Origin of the sequence: Stenotrophomonas sp. RIT309, from assembly GCF_000632045.1 — a bacterium.
GTDB lineage: Bacteria > Pseudomonadota > Gammaproteobacteria > Xanthomonadales > Xanthomonadaceae > Stenotrophomonas > Stenotrophomonas indicatrix.
The window spans coordinates 24,218-48,502 of the sequence record NZ_JFYS01000005.1 but is presented as its reverse complement, the minus strand read 5'-3'; the positions used below and the strand labels follow the sequence as shown (position 1 = coordinate 48,502).

Genomic DNA, 24,285 nt, shown 5'->3' with positions numbered 1-24,285 from the left:
CCGGCCTGCGGCATCGTCGCACCCCATGAACCGGTATTTCCCTACTTCCCTGCCACCGCTGCGACCGGTGCTGCGCCGCCACCTCCTGCTGCTCCAGCACGGGCCTGTGGTGCTGCGGCCGTTGCAGCGTTCAGACCTTTCCGCCTGGCGTCACCACTATCGTCAGGTCGAACGCAGCGGCAACCCGCCTGACCATTTCGATGCCGAAGCCCATTTCCTCTGCGGTGTTCAGCGTTCGCAGCTGCAACACGACAACGATCAGCTGCTGCTGGGCAGCTTCGACGCAGCGGGTGAGCTGCTGGACCAGTTGAACCTGCGCCTGCATTGCGCGCATGCGCGCAGCGTTGAACTGCGTTGGCTGCATGCCGCAGGCTGTCCCCAGCGGCGGCAGCTGCACGCTTCGTTGCAGGCGCTGTGCACGTTCCTGTTCGAACAGGTGGGGATCCGTCGCCTGTTCGTACTGCTACCGCCCGATGCAGGCAGCGCGCTGGTCGCTACCCTGCAGGCGATCGGCTTCGAGCGCGAAGGCCTGCTGCGCGACCACCACCTGGATGTCGAAGGCTGGCAGGACCGCCAGCTCTACGCCCTGACAGCCCCTGCCTGGCTGCAACGGCAGTCAGCAGAGAACTAGCGCACCCGCTCCAGCGAAGCATCCGCGCCGGTCAACACGCTGCAGGCATGGTCCTGCAGCTCCTCGGCGCTGGCATCGTTGTCGCTGCCGGGATCCAGCTGCGTGGCCAGCAGGATGAAACCCGGCGCGCCATGCACGTCCTCGTGCCCCGCCACCAGCAGGCTCCATTGGCCAACCCTGTCCACACCGCTCAGGCCATAGGCCAGCAGGTTGAGGGGATTGGCAGTCAACGCCTCGCCCGGCAGCAACCGCGCCTGGTATTGATGGCCGCGCAGCCTTACCGGCAGCGGTGCCCACTGCGCGCCGAGGGCCGCGCGATTGTCTTCCAGCGCCCGCAGCACGTCGGCGCGCAGGCAATCGACGTGGATGTGCAGCTGGTGCTGTGAACGTCCATGCGGCGAGTTCAATGCCAGGCTGGCGACGCTGCGCGGCAACCGCTGGCCAAGTGCCTGCTCGGTACGAGCGCGGGCCTGCCAGGCGGCAGCAAAGTAATTGGGTGCCCCGCGCCGGTACAACGCGGGACTTTCGATGCCACTGACCTTGTCCAGTGGCATCAGCAGGAACTGATAGCGGCCGTGCGCGTCCTTGACCAGCACATCGCGGTGATCAACGGCCGGGCGCACCTGCAGGCAATCGCCGCGTGGCGACTGTGCGCCCTGGCAATCACGTTCGATCAGGCGCCACAGCGCATCCGAATGGGCCGGTGGCGGCGCAGGGGGCACGCTGGCACAACCGGCCAGCAACAGCAGGGGCAGCAACAGAAATCGCACGGCAACAACTCGCAGGATCAGGCGCGCAGGCAGCGCCGCGCGCCATTCTAGCCAGTGGGATGTGGCAATCAGTAGGTGCCGAACGGCACTTCAACCACGACCGGGTCGCCGGCAGGCAGCACCTGCAGGGTGTACCGGTCCAGTGCGCCGTCATCATCGGCCAGCGGCTGGCGGTGGAACTGCAGGCGATAATGGCCCTCGCCCACGCGCACCTCGGTGCCGTCGGCAGCCAGCGCGGCAGCGTCGGGCAGCAGCAGCCCGCCCAGGTCGCTGTAGGCACCGGCAACATCGGCGAAACCATAATCGGCCAGTTCATCCACCCGCTGCATCGCATAGACATGCGGCAGATACGGGCGCGCCGGGCTGCGGCCGTTGCTCAGATCGGTCACCCCGGCCTGCGGCAGGTGGTACTGCTCGCGAAGCGCGGCAACACCCAGCGACTCGCTGGCCACCTGCAGGCAGCACACCGTGCGCTTGCCTTCACGGTCGAGGATGGCGAAGCGATCACCACGGGTTGCGGCCTGCGGCAGCATCGCGAACGCCAGGTTGCGCTGCGCCGGCTGGTATCCGGCTTCGGTCTGCAGGTTGCGCCAGCCACCAAATACCGGCGCTTCGGCCGCCGGCGCTGGCGTCGGTTCGGCAGCCATGGCTGCCACTGCCATGCAGAGCAACGACAGCACTGCCGTCGCCTTCACTGCGTTCTGCCTGCCACGGAAACTGCCTGACCTCATACCGGACCCAACACCTGCACCGGAGTGGCCCGGCCTGCCCGCCGGCACGTTGCCGGCAACGCCGGCCACTATGCAGTGCGGCGGCCGCGCGGGCAATGACCCGAACGCTGCCGGGTTTCGCGCGGTCAGTGCTATCGTGCCGCCAATCCCCTGCGCAGGAGCGCCCGCATGACCATCCGCCTGACTCTGTTGCTGCCCGCCTCGGCCTTGTTGCTGTCGGCCTGTGTCAGCACTCCCGGCCCGGAGGTCAAGGGCAGTGGCCGCTGCGATGCCAGCCAGCTGGGCTGGGCCATCGGCCAGCCGGCCAACGAGCCGAACATCCGCCGCCTGTCCAGCGAAAGCGGCGCCGGCATGGTCAACCCCATCGGCCCGGCCACCATCACCACCAAGGACATCCGCCAGGACCGCCTGCGCGTGTTCGTGGACAAGGACAACATCATCACCGCCACCCGCTGCGAGTAAGCGCGTCACGGCCGTTGCGCAGAGCCGGGCATGCGTCCGGCTCCATGGCTCAGGGCTCGGTGTAGGCCGAGCACTCCGGCAGCGGCTGGTCCGGCTGGTACGCCCCTGACGTGAAGCGGAAGATGCGCGTGTAGCTGCATTGCGCATCCTGTTCGGTGCGCAGGTCCTTCTTCGTCAACCGCCCTTTGGCCAGCGAATCCCGCTGCGGTGATACCCCGGCCGGATAGTTGGTGGCCCCGGTCTGGTAGCGCAGTACGGGCATGTCCTGCGCTTCGGTTGCCAGCGCAAGTTCCGCATCGAAGCTGTACTCGTCATGGCAGGCGCCGGCGCGCTGATCAAAATCGCGCTCGCTGAAACAGGCCCGGATCATCTTGTTGGCCGACCACGCAACGGACAGCACGTCGGCGTCCACCTGGATGCCATCGTCGAGATGACGGATGCGCGCCAGGTGCAGGGTCGATGCTCTGGCACCGCCGCCGGAATACATCGCACGGGCCTCCACCAGACCGCCGACGAGCACGTTCTGCAATGCGGCCTGTTGTGGATCGGCCACGGCCTGGCCTGCCCCGGCGCCGGGAGCCAGGCGCACGATGAAGGGCCAGACCCGCAGGTCGCCATCGTCAACCACGTCGATGGGCACGTAGCGCATCTGCGGCTCGCCTTCAGCATCCGCGCGCTCGGCAACTTCCAGCGAGGCCGGCTGGCTTTCGCCCGCTGAAGGCAGCGCCTGCACGCACCACTGGCCATCAGCAGTGCAGTAGCGCTCCGGGCCGTCCGGTCCCTGCCCGCCCTGCAGCAGCAGCGTCTCCAGCCGGTTGCCTGCCGCGTCCCGTTGAACGGGCGCAACGTCCGCCGCTGCAGGCAACGACGATGCCAGCAGCAGTACAGACAGCAGCGCGTAAGCCATGCGCGTGGAAACCATGATCATCCTGTGCGCACCGGCACGTCCTTGCGAGGGGCCGATGGTAGCGCAGGCGCCACGTTGCGGCTCAATGCCCGTCGCAGTCGCAGCTGCCCCAGCCTCTCGCCTTCGACGTCTGGCCGATGCCGGGGTTGAAGGTATTGCTCGGGTCCAGCGTGCGGTAGAAGCCGGCCAGCGCCAGCTTGGCCGGATACAGGTGGCCGACGTTGTGCTCGGCCGGGTATTCCGCGCCGCGCTGGTCCAGCAACGCCCACATCGCATGCTCGATGGCCATCGGATCTTCACCCTTGCGCGCGATGTAGTCCTGGTGGAACACATGGCACAGGAAATGGCCGTAGTACAGCTTGTGCAGCAGGCGCCCATCGATATCGGCCGGCAGCTGCTCGAACCAGTCGGCGTCATCGCGGCGCAGCGCAATGTCCAGCGCGACGATGTCCTGCACCTGCCGGCGGTGCACTTCGCGGTAGCGCACCGCCGCACCGGCCACCGCGAAGCGATGCAGGAAGGCCTTGCGTCCTTCGTCCGCCGTGCAAGGGAAGTAGCCGCCTTCGTGGTCGTTGAAGAAGCCGCGCAGCCAGGCCTCGGTGGCAGCCGCATCCTGTGCGGAAACCTTCAGCAGCAGATGATGCTCGTAACGCTGGCGGAACTCGCCCATGCGCTTGGGCAGGTGCGAAGGCAGCAGTCCGGTCAGCAGTTGCATCATGCGGTCGGTGACACCGCGCAGGCCCAGCCGTTCAAACCAGCCATCAACCCGGCTCTTCAGTGCGAATGCGGCCGGAACGCGCGCGGTACCGAGCTTGTCGATCAGCAGGAAACTGTCCTTGCCGTAGCGCTCGCCGATGTCATACGCATCACGGTGGATGTACTCGCCGGCGATGGGCAGGCGCTCGAAGCCGGTCAGCAGCTGGCGGCGGATCGCGGTCAGGCTGTCGGTGCGGTTGCTGCCTATATAGAAGACCTCGGCGGCCTCCTTCTCGAAGGTATCCAGGCGCACGGCGAACACCGCCAGCTTGCCGGCAGATCCGGCCGCCTCGAAATGGCGGCTGGGGTCGGCGTTGAAGCGTGCCGGGGTATCGGCATCGACCTTGCGCACTTCCTCGGCATAACGCGGATCGGAGGCGGCACGGCCATCACCGTCGCTGACATCGGCGGCGCTGTAGTCACCGCTCTGCAGGCGTTGCAGGATCTGCTCGGGCGTGTCGCCCAGCGCGATGCCCAGATGGTTGACCAGTTGCAGTTCACCCCGCGCGTCGACCTGCGCATACAGCGCCAGTTCGGTATAGGCCGGGCCGCGGCGCACCAGCGCGCCACCGGAGTTGTTGCAGATGCCGCCCAGCACCGAGGCGCCGATGCACGACGAGCCGATCACCGAGTGCGGCTCGCGGCCCAGTGGCGCCAGCGTCTGCTCCAGCCGGTCCAGCGTCGCGCCGGGCAGGCACAGCACCTGGCGGCCTTCATTCAACAGCTGGATGCCGGTCAGGCGCAGGGTGCTGACCAGCACGATCGGCCGGCCGTAGTCGTCGCCGTCCGGGGTGGAACCGCCGGTCAGGCCGGTATTGGCCGCCTGCAGGATGATCGCGGCCCCGCCCTGCACCGCGGCCTGCAGCACGTTCCACAGTTGCAGCAGCGTGCCCGGGCGCACCACTGCCAGTACCGGGCCATCACCGAAGCGATAGCCGCGACGGAAGCGACGGGTGGCCTTGTCGCCGGTCAGTACGTGGCGGTCCCCCACCGCGGCACGCAACTGTTCCAGCACCGTGTTGCGATCACTCATGGCAGGCGCACCAGCGAATCACGGCCGATGTCGGCAATGCGATGCGCGCCGGTCAGGGTCATCGCCACGCGCATTTCCTTGGCGATCAGGTCCAGCAGGTTGGCCACGCCGGCCTCGCCCTGCGCGGCAAGAGCGTAGACAAACGCGCGGCCCAGCAGCACGGTGTCGGCGCCCAGCGCCAGCATGCGCACCACGTCCAGGCCGGTGCGGATGCCCGAATCGGCGAGGATCTTCAGGTCACCCTGCACGGCGTCGGCAATGGCCGGCAACGCCCGAGCGGTGGACAGCACGCCATCGAGCTGGCGGCCGCCATGGTTGGAGACCACGATGCCATCGGCGCCGAACGCGACCGCATCACGCGCATCGTCCGGGTCGAGGATGCCCTTGATCACCATCGGGCCTTTCCAGAACTCACGGATCCACTCCAGGTCCTTCCACGAAATGGACGGATCGAAGTTGCTGCCCAGCCAGCCGATGTAGTCCTCCAGGCCCGTTGGGTTGCCACGGTAGGTGGAGATGTTGCCGAGGTCATGCGGGCGTCCGCGCAGGCCCACGTCCCACGCCCAGCGCGGATGGGTGATGGCCTGGCCGATGCGGCGCATTGCAGCGTTCGGACCACTCATGCCCGAGTGTGCGTCGCGATAGCGCGCGCCCGGCACCGGCATGTCGACAGTGAATACCAGGGTGGTTACACCGGCCGCCTGCGCGCGCTCCAGCGCATTGCGCATGAAACCGCGATCGCGCAGCACGTACAGCTGGAACCACATCGGGCGCTGGATCGCCGGGACGACTTCTTCGATCGGGCACACCGACACCGTGGAAAGCGTGAACGGAATGCCGCGGCTGTCGGCTGCACGCGCGGCCTGCACTTCGCCGCGACGGGCATACATGCCGGTCAAGCCGACCGGTGCCAGTGCCACCGGCATCGCCAGCTTCTCGCCGAACAGCTCGGTTTCCAGGCTCAGGCCGGACATGTTGCGCAGGACGCGCTGGCGCAGCGCGATGTCGGACAGATCGGATACGTTGCGCTTCAGCGTGTGCTCGGCATACGCGCCACCATCGATGTAGTGGAACAGGAACGGCGGCAGCCGGCGTTCGGCTGCGGCACGGTAATCGGTGGAGGCGGAGATGATCATGGGGTCAACCGTGTGGGGAAGGTAGACGCGAAGCCCGCGCACGCCGGGCTTCGTTGTCATCGAGGGTGCGCAGCGTGGTGTGCACGAACTCGAGGTGGGCATGCGCGGCGGCGCGCGCACGTTCGGGGTCGCCGGCCAGCACCGCATCCATCATTTCGCGATGCTGGTCGGACAGCGGCGAGAAGGTCCTGGCCGAGGTGTAGAGCTTTTCGCGGCTCTGCGAGATATTGGTCTGCAGCAGTTCGAACAGGCCGCGCATCACCTGCAGCAATACCAGGTTGTGCGAGGCCTCGGCGATGGACAGGTGGAAGGCCGCATCGGCCTGCGCCTCACCGGCGGGGTCGTCCTTGCCATGCGCATCCATCATGGTCTGGAACGCCTGGGCGATGCGCGCGCGGTCCTCGTCGGTGGCGCGCAGCGCGGCGTGCCAGGCCGTGGCGCCTTCCAGCGCGTGGCGGATTTCCAGCACATCGAAGCGGTATTCCGGGTCCCCCTGGAACAGCGGCAGGTACGGCACCAGCGGTTCATCCAGCGCCTGCCGCGCACGTGCGGCGGGCTCGCTCACGTAAGTGCCACCGCCTACCCGCGCGGTCAGCAGACCATGGCTGGACAACTGCGCGATGGCCTCGCGCAGCGCGGTGCGCGAGACCCCCAGCTGAACGGCCAGCGTGCGCTCGGCCGGCAGCCTGTCGCCCGGCTGCAACTGCTGTTCCTGCACCAGCGCACGCAGCTGCGCGGCCACCTTGTCCGAAACCCGTTGTGTGCTCATGGCGCCATTGTGGCCCGAAGCACGCCGCTGTTGGTCGGCCTGTACTGCATGGCTCAGGGAATCATCCAGGTCAACCAGTAGGCCTGGGCCAGGGTGATCAGGCCGACCATCGTGGTGAAGATCAGGCTGTGCTTGACGGTGAAGCGGAACAGGTCCGACTCCTTGCCGGCCAGGCCCACCGCCGCGCAGGCAATGGCAATGGACTGCGGCGAGATCATCTTGCCGGTGACGCCGCCAGTGGTGTTGGCCGCTACCAGCAGCACGTCGGACACGCCGATCTGCTGGGCGGTGGTCGCCTGCAGCGCCGAGAACAGTGCATTGGACGAGGTATCCGAACCGGTCAGGAACACGCCCAGCCAGCCCAGGAACGGCGAGAAGAACGGGAACGCCTTGCCGGTGTGCGCCAGTGCCAGCGCCAGCGTTGCCGACAGCCCCGAATAGTTGGCGATGAAGGCGAACGCCAGCACCATGCCGATCGAAAAGATCGGCATGCGCAGTTCGCGCACGGTTTCAGCGAAGGTCTGCAGCGCCGAGCGCGCCGGCATGCGCAGGGCGATGATCGCAATGATTGCGGCAAGGATGATCGAGGTACCCGTGGCCGAGAACCAGTCGAACTTGTACACCGCCTCATAGCTCAGCGGCGCATCGACGATCGGCGGCATTTTCTGCACCATCTGGTCCAGGCCCGGCACCGGAATCTTCAATACCCAGCCTTCAAGCGGGCCACCGGCTGCGAACAGCGACTTGAACGGCTTGATGCTCCACACGGTGACCATCGCAGTGAGGATCAGGAACGGCGACCACGCCTTGGCGATCTGGCCGACGCTGTGGCGCGGCGCCTCCATTGCCTGTGCGGCCGCCTCAGCGCTGGTTTCGGTATCGAAGCGGAAGATCCGTACCGGCTTCCAGCGGCGCAGGAACAGGGTCAGGCAGACCAGCGACGCCAGCGAGGCGGTGATGTCCGGTAGTTCCGGGCCGATGAAGTTGGAGGTCAGGTACTGGGCGATGGCGAACGAACCGCCGGCCACCAGCACCGCCGGCCAGGTTTCCTTGATGCCGCGCCAGCCGTCCATGATCGCCATGATCCAGAACAGCACGATGACAGTCAGGAACGGCAGCTGGCGGCCGGCCATCTGGCCGATCTCGAAGGCATCCAGGCCGGTCACCTGCCCCGCCACGATGATCGGGATGCCCATCGCGCCGAACGCCACCGGCGCGGTGTTGACGATCAGGCACAGGCCGGCCGCATACAGCGGCTTGAAGCCCAGCCCGACCAGCAGCGCGGCGGTGATCGCCACCGGCGCACCGAACCCGGCTGCACCTTCCAGGAAGGCACCGAAGGCAAAGCCGACCATCAGCATCTGCAATCGCTGGTCCTCGGTGACCGACAGGATCGAGGCACGGATGATGTCGAACTGGCCGGTCTTGACCGAAACCTTGTACAGGAACACCGCGCCGATGATGATCCAGGCGATCGGCCACAGGCCATAGACGAAGCCGAAGCCGGCCGCGCCCAGCGCCTGCGCCACCGGCATGCGATAGAACAGCAGCGCCACGGCAAGGGCGATGGCCACCGTGATGGTGCCGGCGATCCAACCCTTCATGCGCAGCACGGCCAGGGCGATGAAGAAGAAGGCGATCGGCAGCAGCGCGATCAGGCTCGACAACCACAGGTTGCCGGCGGGGTCGTACACGTGTTGCCAGGGCTGCATAGGGTTCTCGACAGGAACAGGGGGTTCCCCACCGGGTGGGGGCGTCGTGCCCGTCATATATTGGTCGTACCACATTGACCAACAATCGGACCACAGGCGCGAATTGAACCTCCAATCCTGCCGACAGCCTATTAGACCATAGGGCTATACGGAATTATTGGTCGTACCATTTAGCGATTACAGCTTCTTCTCCACCCGCCGTATCAACGCCAGCACCAGCACGCACAGCACGCTGACACCGAGCGCGATCACGTACTTGCCGATGCCCACGGCAATACCGATGGCCGCGGCCATCACCAGCGAACTGGCGGTGGTGAGCCCGCTGACCTGGTCTTCGCGATTGCCGCGCAGGATGGTGCCGGCGGCAACGAAGCCCACGCAGGCCACCACCGCTTCGATCAATCGCACCGGGTCGACCTGCAGCAGATCGCGGTAGCGTTCCTGCTGGAAGTGTTCGGCCACCGAATCACCGAGGCCGACGATCAGCGCAGCGGCACCGGCAATCAGCATGTGCGTGCGCAGGCCGGCAGCGTGCTTGCCCATCTCACGTTCAACGCCCAGCACGCCGCCAAAGACCATGGCGGCGGCCACGCGCAGCAGAATGGACATGTCCTGGGTAAGTTCCATGGGGAGGCTCCGGCAGTTTCCCGGAGCGTTGCCCGGCGGCCGTGGGACGGGGGTGAAGGCGATGGCACGCCCTCTTCACCGGGCGATGCCGCCTTGTTCCATGCAACGGGAGTTGCCGACCAGCGGCCGGCACTACTGCGCCAGGTAACCACCGTCGATGGCGTAGTAGGCACCCGTCGCGAACGAGGCATCGTCGCTGGCCAGCCAGGCGACCAGCGCGGCCACTTCCTGCGGCGTTCCCAAACGCTTGAGTGCATGCCGGCCCTCCAGGGTGGCACGCACTTTGGCGTCCATCTTTTCCAGCAACGGCGTGTTGATGAAGCCCGGGCCCACCGCATTGATGCGGATGCCATCGGCAGCGTGCTCCCATGCAGCCGTCTGGGTCAGGCCGACCACGCCGTGCTTGGCCGCCGCATAGGCGGTCGAACCGGCATACCCGACCTGGCCCAGGATGGAGGCCATGTTGATGATGCTGCCGCCGCTGCCCGCCGTGCGCATCGCCTGGATCTGCGCCCGCTGGCACAGGAACACGCTGGTCAGGTTCACATCGACCACGCGCTTCCAGCCATCAATGGGATAGTCGCCGCTGCTTGCCGCTGGCCCGCCGATGCCAGCGTTATTCACTGCGACATGCACGCCGCCCAGTTCCTTCACCGTGCGCTGCACCGCCGCTTCCACCGCCGCCTCGTCGGTGACATCCAACGCGACACCGATGGCCTCGGCACCCTGGTTGCGCAGCGTGGCCACCGTGGCATCCACCGCATCCTGCTTCAGGTCCCACACCGAAATGCGCGCGCCCGATGCAGCGAGCGTTTCCGCTACCGCCAGGCCGATACCGGATACACCGCCGGTGACGATCGCGGTTTTTCCGTTGAGTCGGTAATCAATCATCTGTGGTCTCCATCTGTTGGGAAATCGATGCGGACAGAACCGTCCGACCTCACCGACACTACGCCCTTCTTCGTGACGAAAGCGCTGCATGCGTGATACTTGCGCGCATGCCCGCCACCTGAGCTCCCATGCGTACAGCCTGCGTTCCACTTTCTGCCGATGCCGAACGGCGGCTGGATACCGATTCCTGCCTGCCTGGCGATCTGTACGAAGTGATGCTCAGCGATGCCACGGTCGATCTGCTGTTCGACAGCGGCTTCCTCACTACCCTCAATACGCGGTTCGGCCTGCTCTTTGACCACTACGAAGACGAATCGATCACCCGTCCCGAGCAGTTACAGTACGCACGCGCATTGCTGCGCGATCTTCAACTTGGCCGTAAATGCCAATCGATTGACCCGTTGGATATCGCATTCGGGCTGGCATTGGAGAAAATGACAGGAATCTATTTCCAACTCTGAAAGCGCAGGACCGATCCGCGCTGCAGGTGCACGATGGAACGTGCGGGCACATCGTCGCCGGCACCCATCATCCATGGTTGAGCGCCGAGCGATGTCCCGATATTTCACGTTTGCCGATTACCGCCGTTTTGGCCAGCGACACGGCTATGACTACCGTGCCGATCCAAGCCACCTGCGCGAAGAACAGTGGGCCGGTCACGGCGACCTGCACGAACAGACCCTGCGCGGCGGCATGAGCCTGCTCGCATCGGATGTGCACAACCGCGTCGCCTACACCGCCACAGCGCACGAACGGCCCGGCCTGGTCATCCGCGTGATGCTGCAGGGCCAGGTCGACGTGCAGGTTCCCAACCGCAGTGACTTCAGCCTGCGCGCAGGCACCGCCGTGACCACCAGCCACCGCGACCATGTGGCAATGGTCGGCGTCCATCCCGGCAATATGCGCCTGCGTGGCATCAGCCTGATGGTGCCAGCCGATCTGGACCCGGACCTGCTGCGGCAACCGCAATTGCAGCGGGCATTGGGTTCACACATGGAATGCAGGCACTGGGCGATTCCGCACGCGATGCTGCCGCCTCTCGCGCAGCTGTTCGACAGCCCCTGGCAGGACGGCCTGGACGCGCTGTGGCGCGAGGGCATTGCCCTGCAGCTGCTGTCCACCGGCCTGCAGGCCGATGATCTGCACGCCGAAGGTGCGCGTGCGCTGCGCAGTGGCCAGCGGGCGCGGCTGGAACGCGTACGGACGTTCCTGCACGACGACCCTGGCCATGCGCACAGCCTGCTGGAACTTGCCCAACTGGCCTGCATGAGCCCCAGCGCACTGCGCCGGCACTTCGTCCAGGAGTATGGCTGCTCGGTGTTCGACTACCTGCACGAACAACGCATGCGACATGCCGAGCAGGGCCTTCGCGAATCCGGCTGGAGCGTGGAACAGGCGGCTGCGGAAACCGGCTATCGGCATCCCAGCAACTTCGCTGCCGCATTCCGCAAGCGCTTCGGGCTGGTGCCCAGCCGCTGGCGCACCGGCCCTTCGAAGGTTGGTTGAAGCACATCTGCCCGGGCAGGTGTCGACCTTGGTCGACACGCTTTCGCGCCACCGCGTTGCCGGCCAGCGGCCGGCACTACCCCATCAGTCCTGCAGGCGATCTGTTCCGGTAGGTGTCGACCTTGGTCGACACTCTCTGAAAGGGATCGCATTCCCGGTACATCTCTGCGCATGTCGCGCATGCCCCTTGCCGCCAAGAATGGGTCACGCCACCGTAGTAGGGCTGACTATAGGGAATCCACGTGGACAACCGGGATCGACCACACACGCCGAATTTCATCCGGAGCATCCAAAGCCCATGGCTGCCCGAGACGGGGGCGCATACAGACGGCCTGCGCAGACTGCAAGCACATTGGGCCGAGGCAGCGATTCCCGAGGACTTCATTGAACTCCTGCGCTGGTCAAACGGCGGGCGCTGCGCGTTCCCTCATGCTTATGTCGACCTATGGTCCATCGCCAGCATCATCGAGCTCAACGACAGCTACCAGGTCCGTCGCTACCTTGGTGATTCCCTGATGGGCATTGGAACGGACGGGGGATCGACACTCATCGCGCTCGATCTCAGCCCGTCCAGTCGCGGACAGATAGCCTCATTCGATCTGGGCGATCTGGATATCAGCCAAGGTAAGCCTATAGCCGAGTCTATTGCCGAACTCTTTTGTAAGTTCGACAGCGGGCAGCTGACTAGCGACAACCTTTATCCTTGAGCGTGAGAATGCCGGCCAACGGCCGGCACTACCACACCCGGCGCTACCGACATCGCGCGACCGGGGTAGCGCCGGGCTGTGCCCGGCGTCATCCCCTCCGTCTCAGTACACCGGCAGTTCGATGTAACTGGCCTGCGCGGCGCTGTGCCATACCCGCTGCGTCGCCTTCTGGTAGTCACCCGGCTTGGCCAGGTAGATGTTCGGCACGTAGGTCTGTGGGTTGCGGTCGTACAGCGGGAACAAGCTGGACTGCACCTGCACCATCACCCGGTGGCCCTTCTGGAAGGTGTGGTTGGCATTGGGCAGGTCGAAACGGTACGGCAGCACCTGGTTGGCCGCCAGCGCCTTGGGGTCGCTGAAGCTCTCGCGGTAGCGGCCACGGAAGATCGCCAGCGACACCGGCAGCTCATAGCCGCCCATCTCCGGTGTCGATGCTTCCTGGTCGGGATACACGTCGATCAGCTTCACCACCCAGTCGCTGTCGGTGCCACTGGTGGACGCCTGCAGGTTCACCACCGGCGTACCTCCGATACGCAGCGGTGCGGTCAACGGCTCGGTGATGAAGGTCAGCACGTCGGGGCGGCCATCGACGAAGCGCTGATCCTTGACCAGCCAGGTCGTCCACATGTCGCGGTCGCCAAAGCGCACCGAACGCGGTACGAACGGCACCGGCTTGGACGGATCAGACACGTATTCCTCGAAGTCGCCCTCGCCCGCCGCCGGCGCCTGGAACGCCAGCTTGCCACCGGCACGCAGGTACAGCGGCTTGCTGTTTGCCGCGCACGCCTTCTCGCAGCTGCGCGGCCAGCCCTGCAGGCGGTCCCAGTGGTTTTCACCGGTGTTGTAGACCAGCACTGGTGGCGTATCGGCCTTCGGCGCGCCATCCACCAGATACTGGTCGAAGAACGGCTTGAGCACGTCGCGGCGGAACTGCAGCGCGGTATCGCCATCGAATTTCAGCGCCCCAAGCTGGCTGCCGTCATAGTTCACCTGGCTGTGCCGCCACGGGCCCATCACCAGGTAGTTGTGGGTGTTGCCGGTATCGCGCCCTTCCATCGCCTGGTAGGCGTGGTTGGCACCCCACATGTCTTCTTGGTCCCACAGGCCCTGCAGCCACATGGTCGGCACCTTCAGCGGCGTCTTCGCCATCACCGCATCCAGCGCCTGGCCCTGCCAGAACGCATCGTATGCGGGGTGCTGTACCAGCTTTTTCCACCAGGTCAGCTGGTCCACGCCGGTAAAGCGCGCGTAGTCACCGGCCGAGCCGATGCGCAGGAAAGTGCTGTAATCGTCGTAGCCCAGCGACGGCAGCGGCGTGCCCTTGCCCCGCTTCTCGGTCTGCATCGCGAAGTAGTTGAAATTGACCTGGCGGAAGGCGCCGTAGTTGAGCCAGTCGTCACCCATCCAGCCATCGACCATCGGGCTCTGCGGCGCGGCCACCTTCAGTGCAGGGTGCGGATCGGTCAGCGCCATCACCACGGTGAAGCCTTCGTACGACGAGCCGAGCATGCCGACCTTGCCGTTGGTCTCCGGCACATGCTTGACCAGCCAATCGATGGTGTCCCACGCATCGGTGGAATGATCGACCTTGGTACCGTTCAGTGGCCCACGCAGCGGCCGGGTCATCACGTATTCGCCTTCGGAGCCGTACTTGCCACGGATGTCCTGGAACACGCGGATGTAGCCGCCATCGACGAACACTTCATCGCCCTGCGGCAGCAGATCGCGCATGCGCGGCGAATCGCTGCGGCTGGCGCGGCCGGCGGCATCGTACGGCGTGCGGGTCAGCAGGATCGGTGCATTGTGGGCACCCTTGGGCACCACGATCACCGTGTACAGCTTGGTGCCATCACGCATCGGCACCATCACCACGCGCTTGTCGTAGTCGCGGCCCACATCGGGGGCGACGAAGGGTTTTCCGCTGATGTCCGGGGTCATCGGCGGCGTGTCGGCGGCCAGCACGGCGCTGGACAGGCTCAGGGCTACGGCAACAGCAACGGCACGCACACGCATGGACATCACCTCCCGGCAGGAAAGGCCCCAGCCTACTCCCGTAGCCCCCGGCAAAGCGTGTGCCTGCTTTGCATTCTGCGGCGTTTGCAGGCAGGACTGATGGCACATGTGCGGTCTGCTGCCGCCGCGCTCACCGGGCATGGCCCGGTGCTACCCGTTCACGACCAACCACGGTAGCGCCGGGCCATGCCCGGCGGATCCATCACGCCACCGGTACTTCATGCAGGGCCAGCCAGCGCCAGCGCCCTCCTTCCTGCCGCAGCACTGCCAGCGATTCCCGCCACGCGGTTTCTTCCCCACCCACGGCATGCCCTTCGCGATAACGCAGCACCGCCAGCGGCGACGGCGCTTCCACCGCCTGCACGGCCTCGATGGCGATCCGCAGTCCCGGCCGGGCGCCGTGTCCGCCCACGAACAGCGCCTGCACGGCGGCGCGGTCCAACCTGCGACCGGAGATGCCGACCATGCTGAAGTCCGCGCAGAAATGTTCCATCAGATCAGCCAGTGCATCGGCCGCGACCTCTGCGCGGAACCAGGCCTGCAGCTCGTCGTGCAGCAGGTGGATTTCGTGTTCGGCGGTCATGTCCATCAAGCAGTCTCCGGAGTGGAAAGGGAATGCAGCTGCGACCGGCGCAGCAGCGCCAGCGGCAACAGGGTGAGTACGGCCGCCAGGCCCAGCGCCACGCCGGTGGCATGCGCCGGCCACCACTGCATGGCCAAGGCCAGCAGCAGAGCAATGGCGGCGGTACCCAGGCAGAAGCTGAGCTGGCGGTTGAGGTTCCACAGTGCACTGGCATCGCCCAGCGCCTCGGCGTCCACACCGTGGAACGCCAGCGTCTGCGCGGTGCTGCTGCACAGGCTGCCGCCAGCGCCCATCAGGGCGAACAGCATGGCGGCCAGCGCGAAGGAGGGCTGCGATTGCAGCGCCATCAGCAGCAGACCGCTGGCTTGCAGGACCATGCCCAGCCGCAGCACCGCGCCCGGTCCGAAGCGCGCCAGCAAGCGCCGGCTGCCGGTGATTGCCAGTGCCGAGGCCAGCGCCCACGGCAACATCAAGGCGCCGATCTGCGCGGCGCTGTAACCGGCGTGGTTCAACTGCAGGGTACTGGCCAGCTGGCTGCCGATGAACACACCCGGCACCGCCAGATAGACCAGCATCGCCATGCGCAGGCCTCGATGGGACAGCAGCGACCAGCGCAGCAGCGGCTGCGGCTGCCGGCGTGCATTACGCAGGTGGGCGACGGCCAGCACTGCTGCCAGCAGCAGCAACCCTGCGCCGGCGAAGCGATGGTCAGGCTCACCCAGCCAGGTCAATGCCAGCAGCAACGCGCCCAGCGCAGACATCGCGGTGGCCAGTGCATAGCCCTGCAGGCGTGGCGCACTGCGCAGGCCATCGGCCGGCATCCACGCCAGCACCAGGGCGATCGCCAGCACCGCCAGCGGCAGGCTGGCCCACAGCACGCCGCGCCAGGACAGCCACTGCACCAGCAGGCCGCCAAGAGCTGGCGCCAGTGCCGGCACCAGCAACGCCACCAGCAGGATGCGCCGGGTCAGCGCACCGCGTTGCTCAGGCGTGCACTGCCGGTACGCCGCCGCCTGCGCCACCGGAATCAGCAGCCCGCCAGCCAACCCCTGCAGCAGCCGCCAGCCCAGCAGCCAGCCGATGGACGGCGCGGCGCCGGCCAGGCCCGCAGCCACCGCGAACAGCAACAAGGCAGCCAGCAGCAGGCGACGCTCGCCGCAGCGCGCGGCCAGCCACGGGGCCAGCGGAATCACCACGCTCAGGCCCAGCATGTAAGCCGTGCCCACCCAGGCCAGGGTGCCGATGTCCGCATGCAGCTCGGCCGCCAGCGCCGGGTAGGCCACGGTGGCGATGAACATGTTGACCAGGTCCAGGGCGAACACCAGCAGGAAGATCGCCTCATGGCGCAGGCGTGGGGAAGGCATCAGCAGGCTCCGGCAGCGAAGGCGACAGCATCGCGGACCAGCGTTGTTGGAAAAACACGACGGCAGCTGCAACACTGTCAAACCTGTTTTGACAATCAGCCACCATGGTCAGCCTCGATCGCTTCGATATCTTCCGTGCCGTGGTCGAGGCCGGCAGCCTGACCGCCGCCGCCGAGCGCCTGGGCCTGAGCCGGGCCGTGGTCAGCTTCAACCTGAAGCGGCTGGAGCAGGAGCTGGGGGTAACCCTGCTGCTGCGCAGTACCCGCCACCTGGCGCTGACCGAGGCCGGCGAACAGTTCCTGCAGCACTGCGTGCAGGCACTGGATGCCGCGCAGGCCGCCATCGATGCCGCGCGCCGCGACCAGCATCAACTGCAGGGCGTACTGCGCCTGACCACCACCCCGGAGTACGCGCAGCTGCGGCTGATTCCAGCACTGGAAGCCTTCCGCGCGCAGCATCCAGCGCTGGCGCTGCATCTATCGACCTCGCCAGCCCCGGCCGACCTGATTCCCGAGCGTTTCGACCTGGCGATCCGCCTCGGCCGCCTGCCCGATTCGCAACTGCATGCCACCGAGCTGGAACGTCACCCGCTGTGCGCGGTCGCCGCTCCGGCATTGCTGGCGCGCCTGGGGTCCGCCGAGGCGGTGGATGATCCGGTGCTGCTGGGCACCCTGCCCCGCCTCGGCTATCCGCGCTTGGCCGATGTGCCGGTGGTCGCGCCGGATGGCAGCGATGCATTGTTCGCCACCAATCCGGGCAACGCGGTGATACGCGTGGATGGAGCCAGCAGCCTGCGCGCGTTCGCCGTGGCCGGCGCAGGAGTGACCGTGCTGCCACGCTGGCTGATCGAGGACGATCTCGCCCACGACCGCCTGCGGCCGGTGCTGCGCCAGCATCGTTTCCCGCAGCAGAGCGTGTACGCGGTGTACCCGCACAGCAGCCAGCCCTCGCCGAAGGTGCGGCAGCTGATCGATTTCCTGCGCGGGTGGTTTGGTGACGACGCCAGCTGAATCCTTCGCCCGCCGGGCATGGCCCGGCGCTACCGGGATGCCCGTAATCGGGTAGCGCCGGGCCATGCCCGGCGAGCGCAGCGGCACCCCGTAAACAGACACGGCCCCTTGCGGGGCCGTGTCTTCAACCATCAGTACCGCAGCGGATCAGCGCAGCACCTGCTCCACCAGCTGCACGTCCACCTTCTGCAGCGGCTCGGCGGCGTTGCGCGACAACTGCACCTGGTAGGTGCCGCCGGCGATCTTCCACTGGCGTGCCTGCGCATCGTAATGCGCCAGGGTCTTCGGCTCGGCTTCGATGCGGATGCGGCGCTGTTCGCCCGGCTGCAGCTCGACCTTGTCGTAGCCGATCAGGCGGATCGGCGTGGCGCTGCCGGCCGGCAGCTTCAGGTACAGCTGGGCGACGTCGGCACCGGCGCGCTTGCCGGTGTTGCGGATGTCGACGCTGGCAACCAGGCGCGAACCTTCCACGCTCACCTTCAGGTTTTCATAGGCGAACGAGGTGTAGGACAGGCCGTGGCCGAAGGCGAAGGTCGGGGTCAGGCCCTTGGCCGCCATCCACTTGTAGCCGACGTTGGCGCCTTCGATATCGAAATCGAACACATCGCCGAACGGCTTGGCCGGCTTGAAGCCAAGGCCATCGATATGCGGGCGCGGCAGCTGCGATTCGTCCACCACCCAGGTCACCGGCAGGCGGCCGGACGGATTGGCCTGGCCGGTCAGCAGTGCGGCAATGCCTTCACCGCCACGGATACCCGGGTACCAGGCCTGCAGCACCGCCGGCACCTGCGCCAGCCACGGCGTACGCACCGGACCGTTGGTTTCCAGCACCAGCACGGTCTTCGGGTTGGCCTTGGCCACCGCCGAAATCAACGCATCCTGGTTGTCCGGCAGCTGCATGTCCGGCAGGTCCACCGATTCGGCCGCCCACTGGGTGGCGAACACAATGGCCACATCCGCCTGTGCAGCAGCCTTGGCCGCAGCGGCGGCATTGGTGCCGTCCACATAGGTGATGGTGGCGTCCGGACGCGCGGCACGCAGCGATTCCAACGGCGAGGACGGATGGAAGATCACCGGGCCCGGCCAGGTGGTCGGCAGCACGCCCGGCACCGCGTTGGTGCCCTTGGCCGTGACGCCCACCATCGACGAACCACCGCCACCGATCACGCCCTTGTCGGCATGGCCACCGATGATGACGATGCGCTTGGCGCTGTCGGCCAGCGGCAGCAGGCTGCCTTCATTGCGCAGCAGCACGCTGCCTTCTTCCACCGTGCGCTGGGCCACGGCGAAACCGGCTTCAGCGTCGACCTTCTGGTGCTGCGGCGGGTTGTCGAAGTTGCCGTGCAGGAACATCGTGCGCAGGATGCGCGCGACCATGTCGTTCAGGCGCGCCTGCGGTACCACGCCGCCGTGCACGGCCAGGCGCAGCGGCTCATCGAAGAACACCGCCGCATCGAACACTTCACCGGCCGACTGCTGGTCCAGGCCGGCCAGCGCCGCCTTCGAACCGCTGTGCACGCCGCCCCAGTCGGACATCACGAAACCGGGGAATTTCCACTCCTGCTTCAGCACCTGGTTCATCAGGTAGCCGTTTTCGCAGCCGTAGGTACCGTTGATCTTGTTGTACGAGCACATCGCCACGCCCGGGCGGCCGGCTTCCAGCGCGATCTCGAACGCCAGCAGATCCGATTCGTGCATGGCCTGCTCGCCAATGCGCACGTCGTGGAAGTTGCGGCGGGTCTCCATGTCGTTCAGCGCGAAGTGCTTCATCGAGGAGATCACGTGCTGGCTCTGCACGCCCTGGATCACTGCGCCGACCATCGAACCGGCCAGCAGCGGGTCTTCACCAGCGTATTCGAAGTTGCGGCCGTTACGCGGGTCACGCTGCAGGTTGACGCTGCCGGACAGCAGGATGTTGAAGCGCTGCTGCCAGGCTTCGCGGCCCATCGTCGCGCCACCGGCAAAGGCAACACCGCGGTTCCAGGTGGACGCCGTCGACGGGCCCGACGGCATGGCGGTGGCGAAATCACCCGGGCGGATGCCACCGGGATTGGTCACGCCCACGCCGGCGTCGGCCGACTGCTGCGACGGAATGCCCAAGCGCGCTACGCCCGGCACGAAACCGGCCGAACCCACCGCACCTTCCGGCAGCTTGCCACCGTCCTTGCCCAGCCCGAAGTAGCTGTGCAGCATCTGGAACTTCTCGTCCTCGGTCATCGCCTTCAGCAGCAGCGCAGCGCGCGCATCGGCGGTGAGCGTGGTATCCATCCACGGCTGCTCGCCGCCCTTGTCCGCCGCATAGGCCAGGGTCAGCAGGGTTGCACGCAGCGCGCTGCCTTCAACCTTGAACGGCGCACTGCTGGCGGCCTGGAAGCCATCGCTGAAATAGCTGGCATCGGCCTCCAGGGCCACGCGTGCCGGATCGAAGCCGGCCGCTTTGGCCGATTCACCGGCCACCGCGCCGAGCAGCACCGCCGGCGCGCCCAGTCGCGAACGCGACACCAGTGCCGGCAACTGCGAAGCACCGGCGCCAGCGTCGGTGTACACCGCCACTGCATGGCGGCCGTCATCCAGGCGCAGGTAGTTCAGGCCCGGCTGGTCGGGGCCGGATTCGGCGGCGATCGGCAGCCGGGTCAACACGGCCTGGCCGTGCTGGGTCTGGCCGTCATCCTTGCCGGCGGCGATGAAGCGGTACTGGTAGCCCAGGCCATCGGCCAGCAGCTGCAGCGGATCGACCTGGCCGATGCCGCGCTGTACTTGGCGAACGCTGACCGCATCCACCTGCAGGGTCTTCAACTGGGCAGCCAGGGCCGGCATCGCGTCCGCGGTCGGCGCCTGTTCCAGCGTCAGCACGGTGAAGGCGGCGGAGTCGGCCCAGGCCGGGGTGGCCAGTGCGGCAGACAGGGCAAGGGACAGGGCGAGCGGCTTTGTAAACGTTTTCATCGGCGGGCGTAATTCCGTTGCCAAGGCAATCGGTCCAGGGAAAGTGCCGCCGAAGGGTGCAGCGTCATGCCGCGCATGCGTTGCCGGGCAACGCCTTGCAGGCCAGAGGACGGGCCGGTCTGCGCGCGGGACCCTCCTCCCGTGCGTGACAACCTGCCTGTCCGGGCCGCGCAGGGCGACCCATCATGTGAAGAGTGTGCGAGGGCGTTCATCGCTGTCAACAGGACCTAAGTCACAGGCGCGATGTGCGGACTGGTTATCAGCCCATCACCGGCGGTCATCAACGGGCTGCACGGCGCTGCCGATAATGGTTCTCCCCGGCGACGATTCGAGCCCATGACCGTACATCGCGACTTCGACCATCTCTGGCGCGACCGCTGTGACACCTCCAGCCAGCGCAGCCCGCGCGTGTTGATCCGGGTGTTCGTCGCCCCCGGCGAACTGGAACGCAGCGTGGCCTTCTACGAGCAGCTGCAGGGTGTGGTCGCCGATGCCGGCTTTCCGTTTCCCGATGCGGGCCTGCGGCTGGCGATGGTCGGTGCGTTCCTGCTGATCGAAGGCTGCGACGAGGCGCTGGCGCCGTTCACGTCGACCACGGGCACGTTGCTGGTCGACGACGTTCGGCCTTATCACGACAAGTTGGTGGCCGCCGGCGCCGAGATCATCTTTCCGCTGCAGGTGGTACCGACCGGTGCGGCGTTCAATGCGGTGCATCCCGATGGCACCGTGGTCGAGTACGTGCACCACCGGCCGGACCCGCAGGGGCGGTGAGGTGGCGGCCGGGCTGCACCCGGCACCCGCAGAGGCAACGGCGCAGGCAACTGCAACAGCCTAAGCAAAAGCTGGGCTCCTGTTGGTAGGCGGGGCAGGTCCGGTTGCGGGGGACGGCGCAAGTACGTCCATGTAGCCTCGGTCGCCGCATCCATGCGGCTCACGCCCCCGCAACCGGCCCCACCCCGCCTTCGACAGATTCCCGGCGCGCAGTAGATCCACGCCATGCGTGGATGTTTTTCCCATGAACCTTTGCGGCATACGTCATCCACGCATGGCGTGGATCTACAATTCCTCCATGTCCTCCCCCGCTCTACCCTGGAATGGCACCCTGCTGCTGGATGCACACGTGGCTGTGCTGCAGGGCCACGCCGGTGACAGCGCCGCGCATGCGCACTACGCCCATCAGCTGCTGCTGAGCGACGGCGTCCCTTGGCAGGTCGAGATCGATGGCGTGCAGCAGCAGGGCCAACGGCTGTGGCTGCGCTCCTTCCAATCGCACGCGATCCTGTCGGCGCCCGCTGACGGCTGCACGGTGTTCCTCGAACCGGCACATGCCGACCTCGAACAGATCCAGCAGCATCTGCAGTCGTTGCCCGGCAATGCTGCGCAGCTGCACGAGTGGCTGCCGCGACTGAGCCGCCCACAGCCCCTGGACCGCCGTGTGCAGGCGGCGCTGGCCCGCATCACCCAGCACCTGCCCGGCCCGGTGCCGGCCGCCGATATCGCCGAGGCCGCGCATCTGTCGACCAGCCAGCTGCATCGGCGCTTCCAGTCAGAGCTGGCAGTGACCCTGCGCGGTTGGGTGCTGTGGCAACGGCTGCGCAGTGCGCTGGCGCATCATCTGCGCGGGCACAGCCTGACCGACAGCGCGCATGCCGCCGGTTTCGCCGATCTTCCCCACCTCTCGCGCAGCCTGCGCCGCATGTTCGGCATCGGTGCCGCGCAACTGCAGGGCCTGCAGCTGCACGCGGCCTGACGCATCGATCACCCGCGCCTGCGCAGTCCTTCCGGAAGTTCCGGCACCTCGCCATGGGGCAGCGCGCGGAAGGGGGCCAGCAGTTGTGCGGAATACGCCTGCGGATAGTCCGGCTGGCTGCCGATGCCCAGATCACGCTGCCGCAACCGATAGCCCGGTGCATCAAACGCGGTCCCCAGCAGGTGGTCCCACACGGTGAAGAACAAACCGAAATTGACATCACCTGCAGTGCCATAGCGGATGTGGTGGAAGCGGTGCAGCGGTGCCCATGCCATCACCCGGCCCAACACACCCGGGCGCATGTCCACGTTGGAATGCTGCAGCAGCAGCTGGATCGCGATGGCGAACGCCAGCACCGCGGCCACCGGCATCGGCATGCCCAACAGCAGCAGCGGCAGTACGCCGCCCACCGCTTCGGCGGCCTGGTGCAGTGGGTGTTTCATCAAACCATTGAAGCCATACATGCGGGTCACGCTGTGATGCACCGCATGCAACCGCCACAACCAGCCGATGCGATGGCTGGCGTAGTGCACCAGGGTGATGCCAAGGTCAGCCGCGATGATCGCCACCAGCACCTGCAGCGCGAATGGCCACTGCGTCGGCCAGACGTGCCAGGGCACGATTGCCGCCAGCATCGGCACCGTGGCGATCGACAGCAGGTTCAGGCTTTCATTGACCAGCGCATGCAGGACGTCGCGCAGGCGGTCACCCTGGTCGTGGTTGAACGCCGGATCGTAAGGCCACAGCCGCTCGGCAGCGAACGACACCGCGATGGCGACAGCCAACAAGGCAAGCAGCCACAGCGGGTCACCGTGGGAGTGGCCGACCCAGGTGATGGCGGCGGCAACAAAACCCAGCAGGAACAACGGGGCATACAGGCGGAGCATCCAGTGCTTCATGGGCAACCCGGGAAGTGAGGGGCCTGCATGCTGGCGCGGCATGCGGGCTGCAGGCTTGAACAAACAGCGCAACCCCGCGTCCGCTCACGTTGAATGCCTACCTTGGTGGGCGATCCACGTCTGGCGTGGATCTACAATGTCGACCTCATCGCGGCCTGGACCGGCATGGATTCCTTCACCTTGATGCGCGCCTTCCGCCGCATCGTCGAACGCAGCAGCCTCGCCCGTGCTGCCGAAGACCTGGGCCTGTCGCCAGCCGGGTTGAGCAAGCAGCTGCGCACGCTGGAAACGCACCTGGGCGTAGTGCTGCTGCAGCGGACCACCCGCCGCATGAGCCTCACCGAAACCGGCCATGCCTATTACCGCGAATGCTGCCGCCTGCTCGATGAGCTGGACGCGCTGGAGCGCGGCATCGCCGAACAGCGCGGTGAAGTGAGCGGGCGCCTGCGGGTCAATGCACCGCAGTCATTCGCACTGAGCACGCTGTCGCCATTGCTGCCACGCTTCCTGCAGCAGCATCCGCAGCTTGCACTGGACCTGGTGATGGAAGACCGTCTGCTTGATGCGGTTGGCGAAGGGTTCGATGTATCCCTGCGCATCCGCGCCGAACTGGAAGATTCGCGGCTGGTCGCACGCCGCCTGGCTTCGCTGCAGCAGGTGCTGTGCGCGGCACCGTCCTATCTGCAGCACCATCCGGCACCGCAGGTGGTGGAAGAACTGCAGGCGCACAGCATGCTTGGCTACAGCCTGTCCGATTCACCCGGCAGCTGGCCGCTGCTCGGCCCCGATGGCCGGGTCACGGTGACCCTGCCGACACGGGTCACCGCCAACAACAGTCTGCTGCTGCGTGACCTGCTGGTCGCCGGCCTCGGTATCGGTGCGCTGCCCTCGTTCCTGGCCGCACCGGCACTGGCCAGCGGCGAACTGCAGCAGGTGCTGCCCGACCATCGCTATCCGCCGCGGTTCGTCTACGCGGTCTACCCCACCGCGCGCCACCTGCAACCGAAGGTACGCGCCTTCATCGATTTCCTGCACGCCGAACTGCCCGCCTGCGCCGGGTTGGATTCGTAACCGCCAGCGAAAAC

The 24,285-nt window shown here is 66.7% G+C and carries 23 protein-coding genes; 9 read left to right on the top strand and 14 right to left on the bottom strand.

All coding sequences use genetic code 11. The annotated features are described in order from the left end of the window. The first annotated feature begins 25 nt into the window (after nucleotides 1–25). A complete protein-coding gene (locus BW38_RS16105) occupies nucleotides 26–631 on the top strand; it encodes a GNAT family protein (protein ID WP_032975270.1) in 606 nt (201 codons plus the stop codon). Here the strand turns inward: BW38_RS16105 and BW38_RS16110 are convergent. Together BW38_RS16110 and BW38_RS16115 are read right to left on the bottom strand one after the other, a co-directional pair. Then, the gene (locus tag BW38_RS16110; RefSeq protein WP_200867496.1) at nucleotides 628–1,392 is read right to left on the bottom strand and encodes a CDP-diacylglycerol diphosphatase; all 765 of its coding nucleotides are present in this window, start codon (nucleotides 1,390–1,392) and stop codon (nucleotides 628–630) included. The genes BW38_RS16105 and BW38_RS16110 overlap by 4 nt on opposite strands. A 77-nt stretch (nucleotides 1,393–1,469) precedes the next feature. Next, entirely contained in the window at nucleotides 1,470–2,132 is a 663-nt protein-coding gene (locus BW38_RS16115) for a hypothetical protein (protein ID WP_032975267.1), read from the bottom strand. A gap of 168 nt (nucleotides 2,133–2,300) precedes the next feature. On the opposite strand from BW38_RS16115, the gene BW38_RS16120 reads away from it, so the two are divergent. Continuing rightward, nucleotides 2,301–2,594 carry a hypothetical protein gene (locus tag BW38_RS16120; protein WP_025878511.1) on the top strand — a complete coding sequence of 98 codons (294 nt, stop codon included), beginning with the start codon at nucleotides 2,301–2,303 and terminating at the stop codon, nucleotides 2,592–2,594. A gap of 49 nt (nucleotides 2,595–2,643) precedes the next feature. Here the strand turns inward: BW38_RS16120 and BW38_RS16125 are convergent, their stop codons facing one another. From BW38_RS16125 to BW38_RS16155, 7 genes are all read right to left on the bottom strand, one after another. Then, nucleotides 2,644–3,516 (bottom strand): hypothetical protein, encoded by an 873-nt coding sequence (locus BW38_RS16125; RefSeq protein WP_235189901.1) that lies wholly within the window; start codon nucleotides 3,514–3,516, stop codon nucleotides 2,644–2,646. 67 nt (nucleotides 3,517–3,583) lie between these two features. Continuing rightward, a complete protein-coding gene (gene dld / locus BW38_RS16130; RefSeq protein WP_032975265.1) occupies nucleotides 3,584–5,290 on the bottom strand; it encodes a D-lactate dehydrogenase in 1,707 nt (568 codons plus the stop codon). After that, entirely contained in the window at nucleotides 5,287–6,426 is a 1,140-nt protein-coding gene (gene lldD, locus BW38_RS16135) for an FMN-dependent L-lactate dehydrogenase LldD (protein ID WP_032975264.1), read from the bottom strand. Before lldD ends, dld begins: the two co-directional genes overlap by 4 nt. A gap of 4 nt (nucleotides 6,427–6,430) precedes the next feature. Continuing rightward, nucleotides 6,431–7,195 carry a transcriptional regulator LldR gene (gene lldR / locus BW38_RS16140; protein WP_032975263.1) on the bottom strand — a complete coding sequence of 255 codons (765 nt, stop codon included), beginning with the start codon at nucleotides 7,193–7,195 and terminating at the stop codon, nucleotides 6,431–6,433. Between the two features lie 53 nt (nucleotides 7,196–7,248). Beyond that, entirely contained in the window at nucleotides 7,249–8,907 is a 1,659-nt protein-coding gene (gene lldP, locus BW38_RS16145) for an L-lactate permease (protein WP_025878506.1), read from the bottom strand. A 177-nt stretch (nucleotides 8,908–9,084) separates the two neighbouring features. Then, entirely contained in the window at nucleotides 9,085–9,534 is a 450-nt protein-coding gene (locus BW38_RS16150; RefSeq protein ID WP_032975262.1) for an MgtC/SapB family protein, read from the bottom strand. A gap of 132 nt (nucleotides 9,535–9,666) precedes the next feature. Further along, nucleotides 9,667–10,425, bottom strand: coding sequence for an SDR family NAD(P)-dependent oxidoreductase (locus tag BW38_RS16155; protein WP_025878504.1), 759 nt, complete (start codon nucleotides 10,423–10,425; stop codon nucleotides 9,667–9,669). 128 nt (nucleotides 10,426–10,553) lie between these two features. Here BW38_RS16155 and BW38_RS16160 point away from each other — a divergent pair, with 128 nt between their 5' ends. The 3 genes from BW38_RS16160 (at nucleotide 10,554) to BW38_RS0120515 (ending at nucleotide 12,638) form a co-directional block, all read left to right on the top strand. Further along, nucleotides 10,554–10,886 carry a hypothetical protein gene (locus BW38_RS16160; protein WP_025878503.1) on the top strand — a complete coding sequence of 111 codons (333 nt, stop codon included), beginning with the start codon at nucleotides 10,554–10,556 and terminating at the stop codon, nucleotides 10,884–10,886. 91 nt (nucleotides 10,887–10,977) lie between these two features. Continuing rightward, nucleotides 10,978–11,931 carry an AraC family transcriptional regulator gene (locus tag BW38_RS16165; RefSeq protein WP_032975261.1) on the top strand — a complete coding sequence of 318 codons (954 nt, stop codon included), beginning with the start codon at nucleotides 10,978–10,980 and terminating at the stop codon, nucleotides 11,929–11,931. A 242-nt stretch (nucleotides 11,932–12,173) separates the two neighbouring features. After that, entirely contained in the window at nucleotides 12,174–12,638 is a 465-nt protein-coding gene (locus BW38_RS0120515; RefSeq protein WP_051584919.1) for an SMI1/KNR4 family protein, read from the top strand. A gap of 102 nt (nucleotides 12,639–12,740) precedes the next feature. Here the strand turns inward: BW38_RS0120515 and BW38_RS16170 are convergent, their stop codons facing one another. From BW38_RS16170 to BW38_RS16180, 3 genes are all read right to left on the bottom strand, one after another. Then, nucleotides 12,741–14,651, bottom strand: coding sequence for a CocE/NonD family hydrolase (locus BW38_RS16170; RefSeq protein WP_032975351.1), 1,911 nt, complete (start codon nucleotides 14,649–14,651; stop codon nucleotides 12,741–12,743). 202 nt (nucleotides 14,652–14,853) lie between these two features. Continuing rightward, entirely contained in the window at nucleotides 14,854–15,240 is a 387-nt protein-coding gene (locus tag BW38_RS16175) for a DUF4440 domain-containing protein (RefSeq protein ID WP_032975260.1), read from the bottom strand. Further along, nucleotides 15,240–16,598, bottom strand: coding sequence for an MFS transporter (locus tag BW38_RS16180; RefSeq protein WP_032975258.1), 1,359 nt, complete (start codon nucleotides 16,596–16,598; stop codon nucleotides 15,240–15,242). Before BW38_RS16180 ends, BW38_RS16175 begins: the two co-directional genes overlap by 1 nt. A gap of 104 nt (nucleotides 16,599–16,702) precedes the next feature. On the opposite strand from BW38_RS16180, the gene BW38_RS16185 reads away from it, so the two are divergent. Then, nucleotides 16,703–17,608, top strand: coding sequence for a LysR family transcriptional regulator (locus tag BW38_RS16185; protein WP_032975257.1), 906 nt, complete (start codon nucleotides 16,703–16,705; stop codon nucleotides 17,606–17,608). Nucleotides 17,609–17,755: 147 nt separating this feature from the next. On the opposite strand, the gene BW38_RS0120510 is transcribed toward BW38_RS16185, so the two are convergent. Next, a complete protein-coding gene (locus BW38_RS0120510; RefSeq protein ID WP_081794536.1) occupies nucleotides 17,756–20,551 on the bottom strand; it encodes a glycoside hydrolase family 3 C-terminal domain-containing protein in 2,796 nt (931 codons plus the stop codon). 336 nt (nucleotides 20,552–20,887) lie between these two features. Here BW38_RS0120510 and BW38_RS16190 point away from each other — a divergent pair, with 336 nt between their 5' ends. Further along, nucleotides 20,888–21,322: a glyoxalase/bleomycin resistance/dioxygenase family protein gene (locus BW38_RS16190; RefSeq protein ID WP_025878496.1), complete on the top strand. Its 435-nt coding sequence runs from the start codon at nucleotides 20,888–20,890 to the stop codon at nucleotides 21,320–21,322. Nucleotides 21,323–21,596: 274 nt separating this feature from the next. Continuing rightward, entirely contained in the window at nucleotides 21,597–22,301 is a 705-nt protein-coding gene (locus BW38_RS16195) for an AraC family transcriptional regulator (protein ID WP_032975256.1), read from the top strand. A gap of 8 nt (nucleotides 22,302–22,309) precedes the next feature. Here BW38_RS16195 and BW38_RS16200 read toward each other — a convergent pair whose 3' ends face one another. Then, complete coding sequence (locus BW38_RS16200) at nucleotides 22,310–23,188, bottom strand: sterol desaturase family protein (protein WP_235189899.1); 879 nt, start codon at nucleotides 23,186–23,188, stop codon at nucleotides 22,310–22,312. A gap of 177 nt (nucleotides 23,189–23,365) precedes the next feature. Between BW38_RS16200 and BW38_RS16205 the strand changes: the two genes are divergently transcribed. Next, complete coding sequence (locus BW38_RS16205; RefSeq protein WP_032975349.1) at nucleotides 23,366–24,271, top strand: LysR family transcriptional regulator; 906 nt, start codon at nucleotides 23,366–23,368, stop codon at nucleotides 24,269–24,271. Nucleotides 24,272–24,285: the final 14 nt, after the last annotated feature.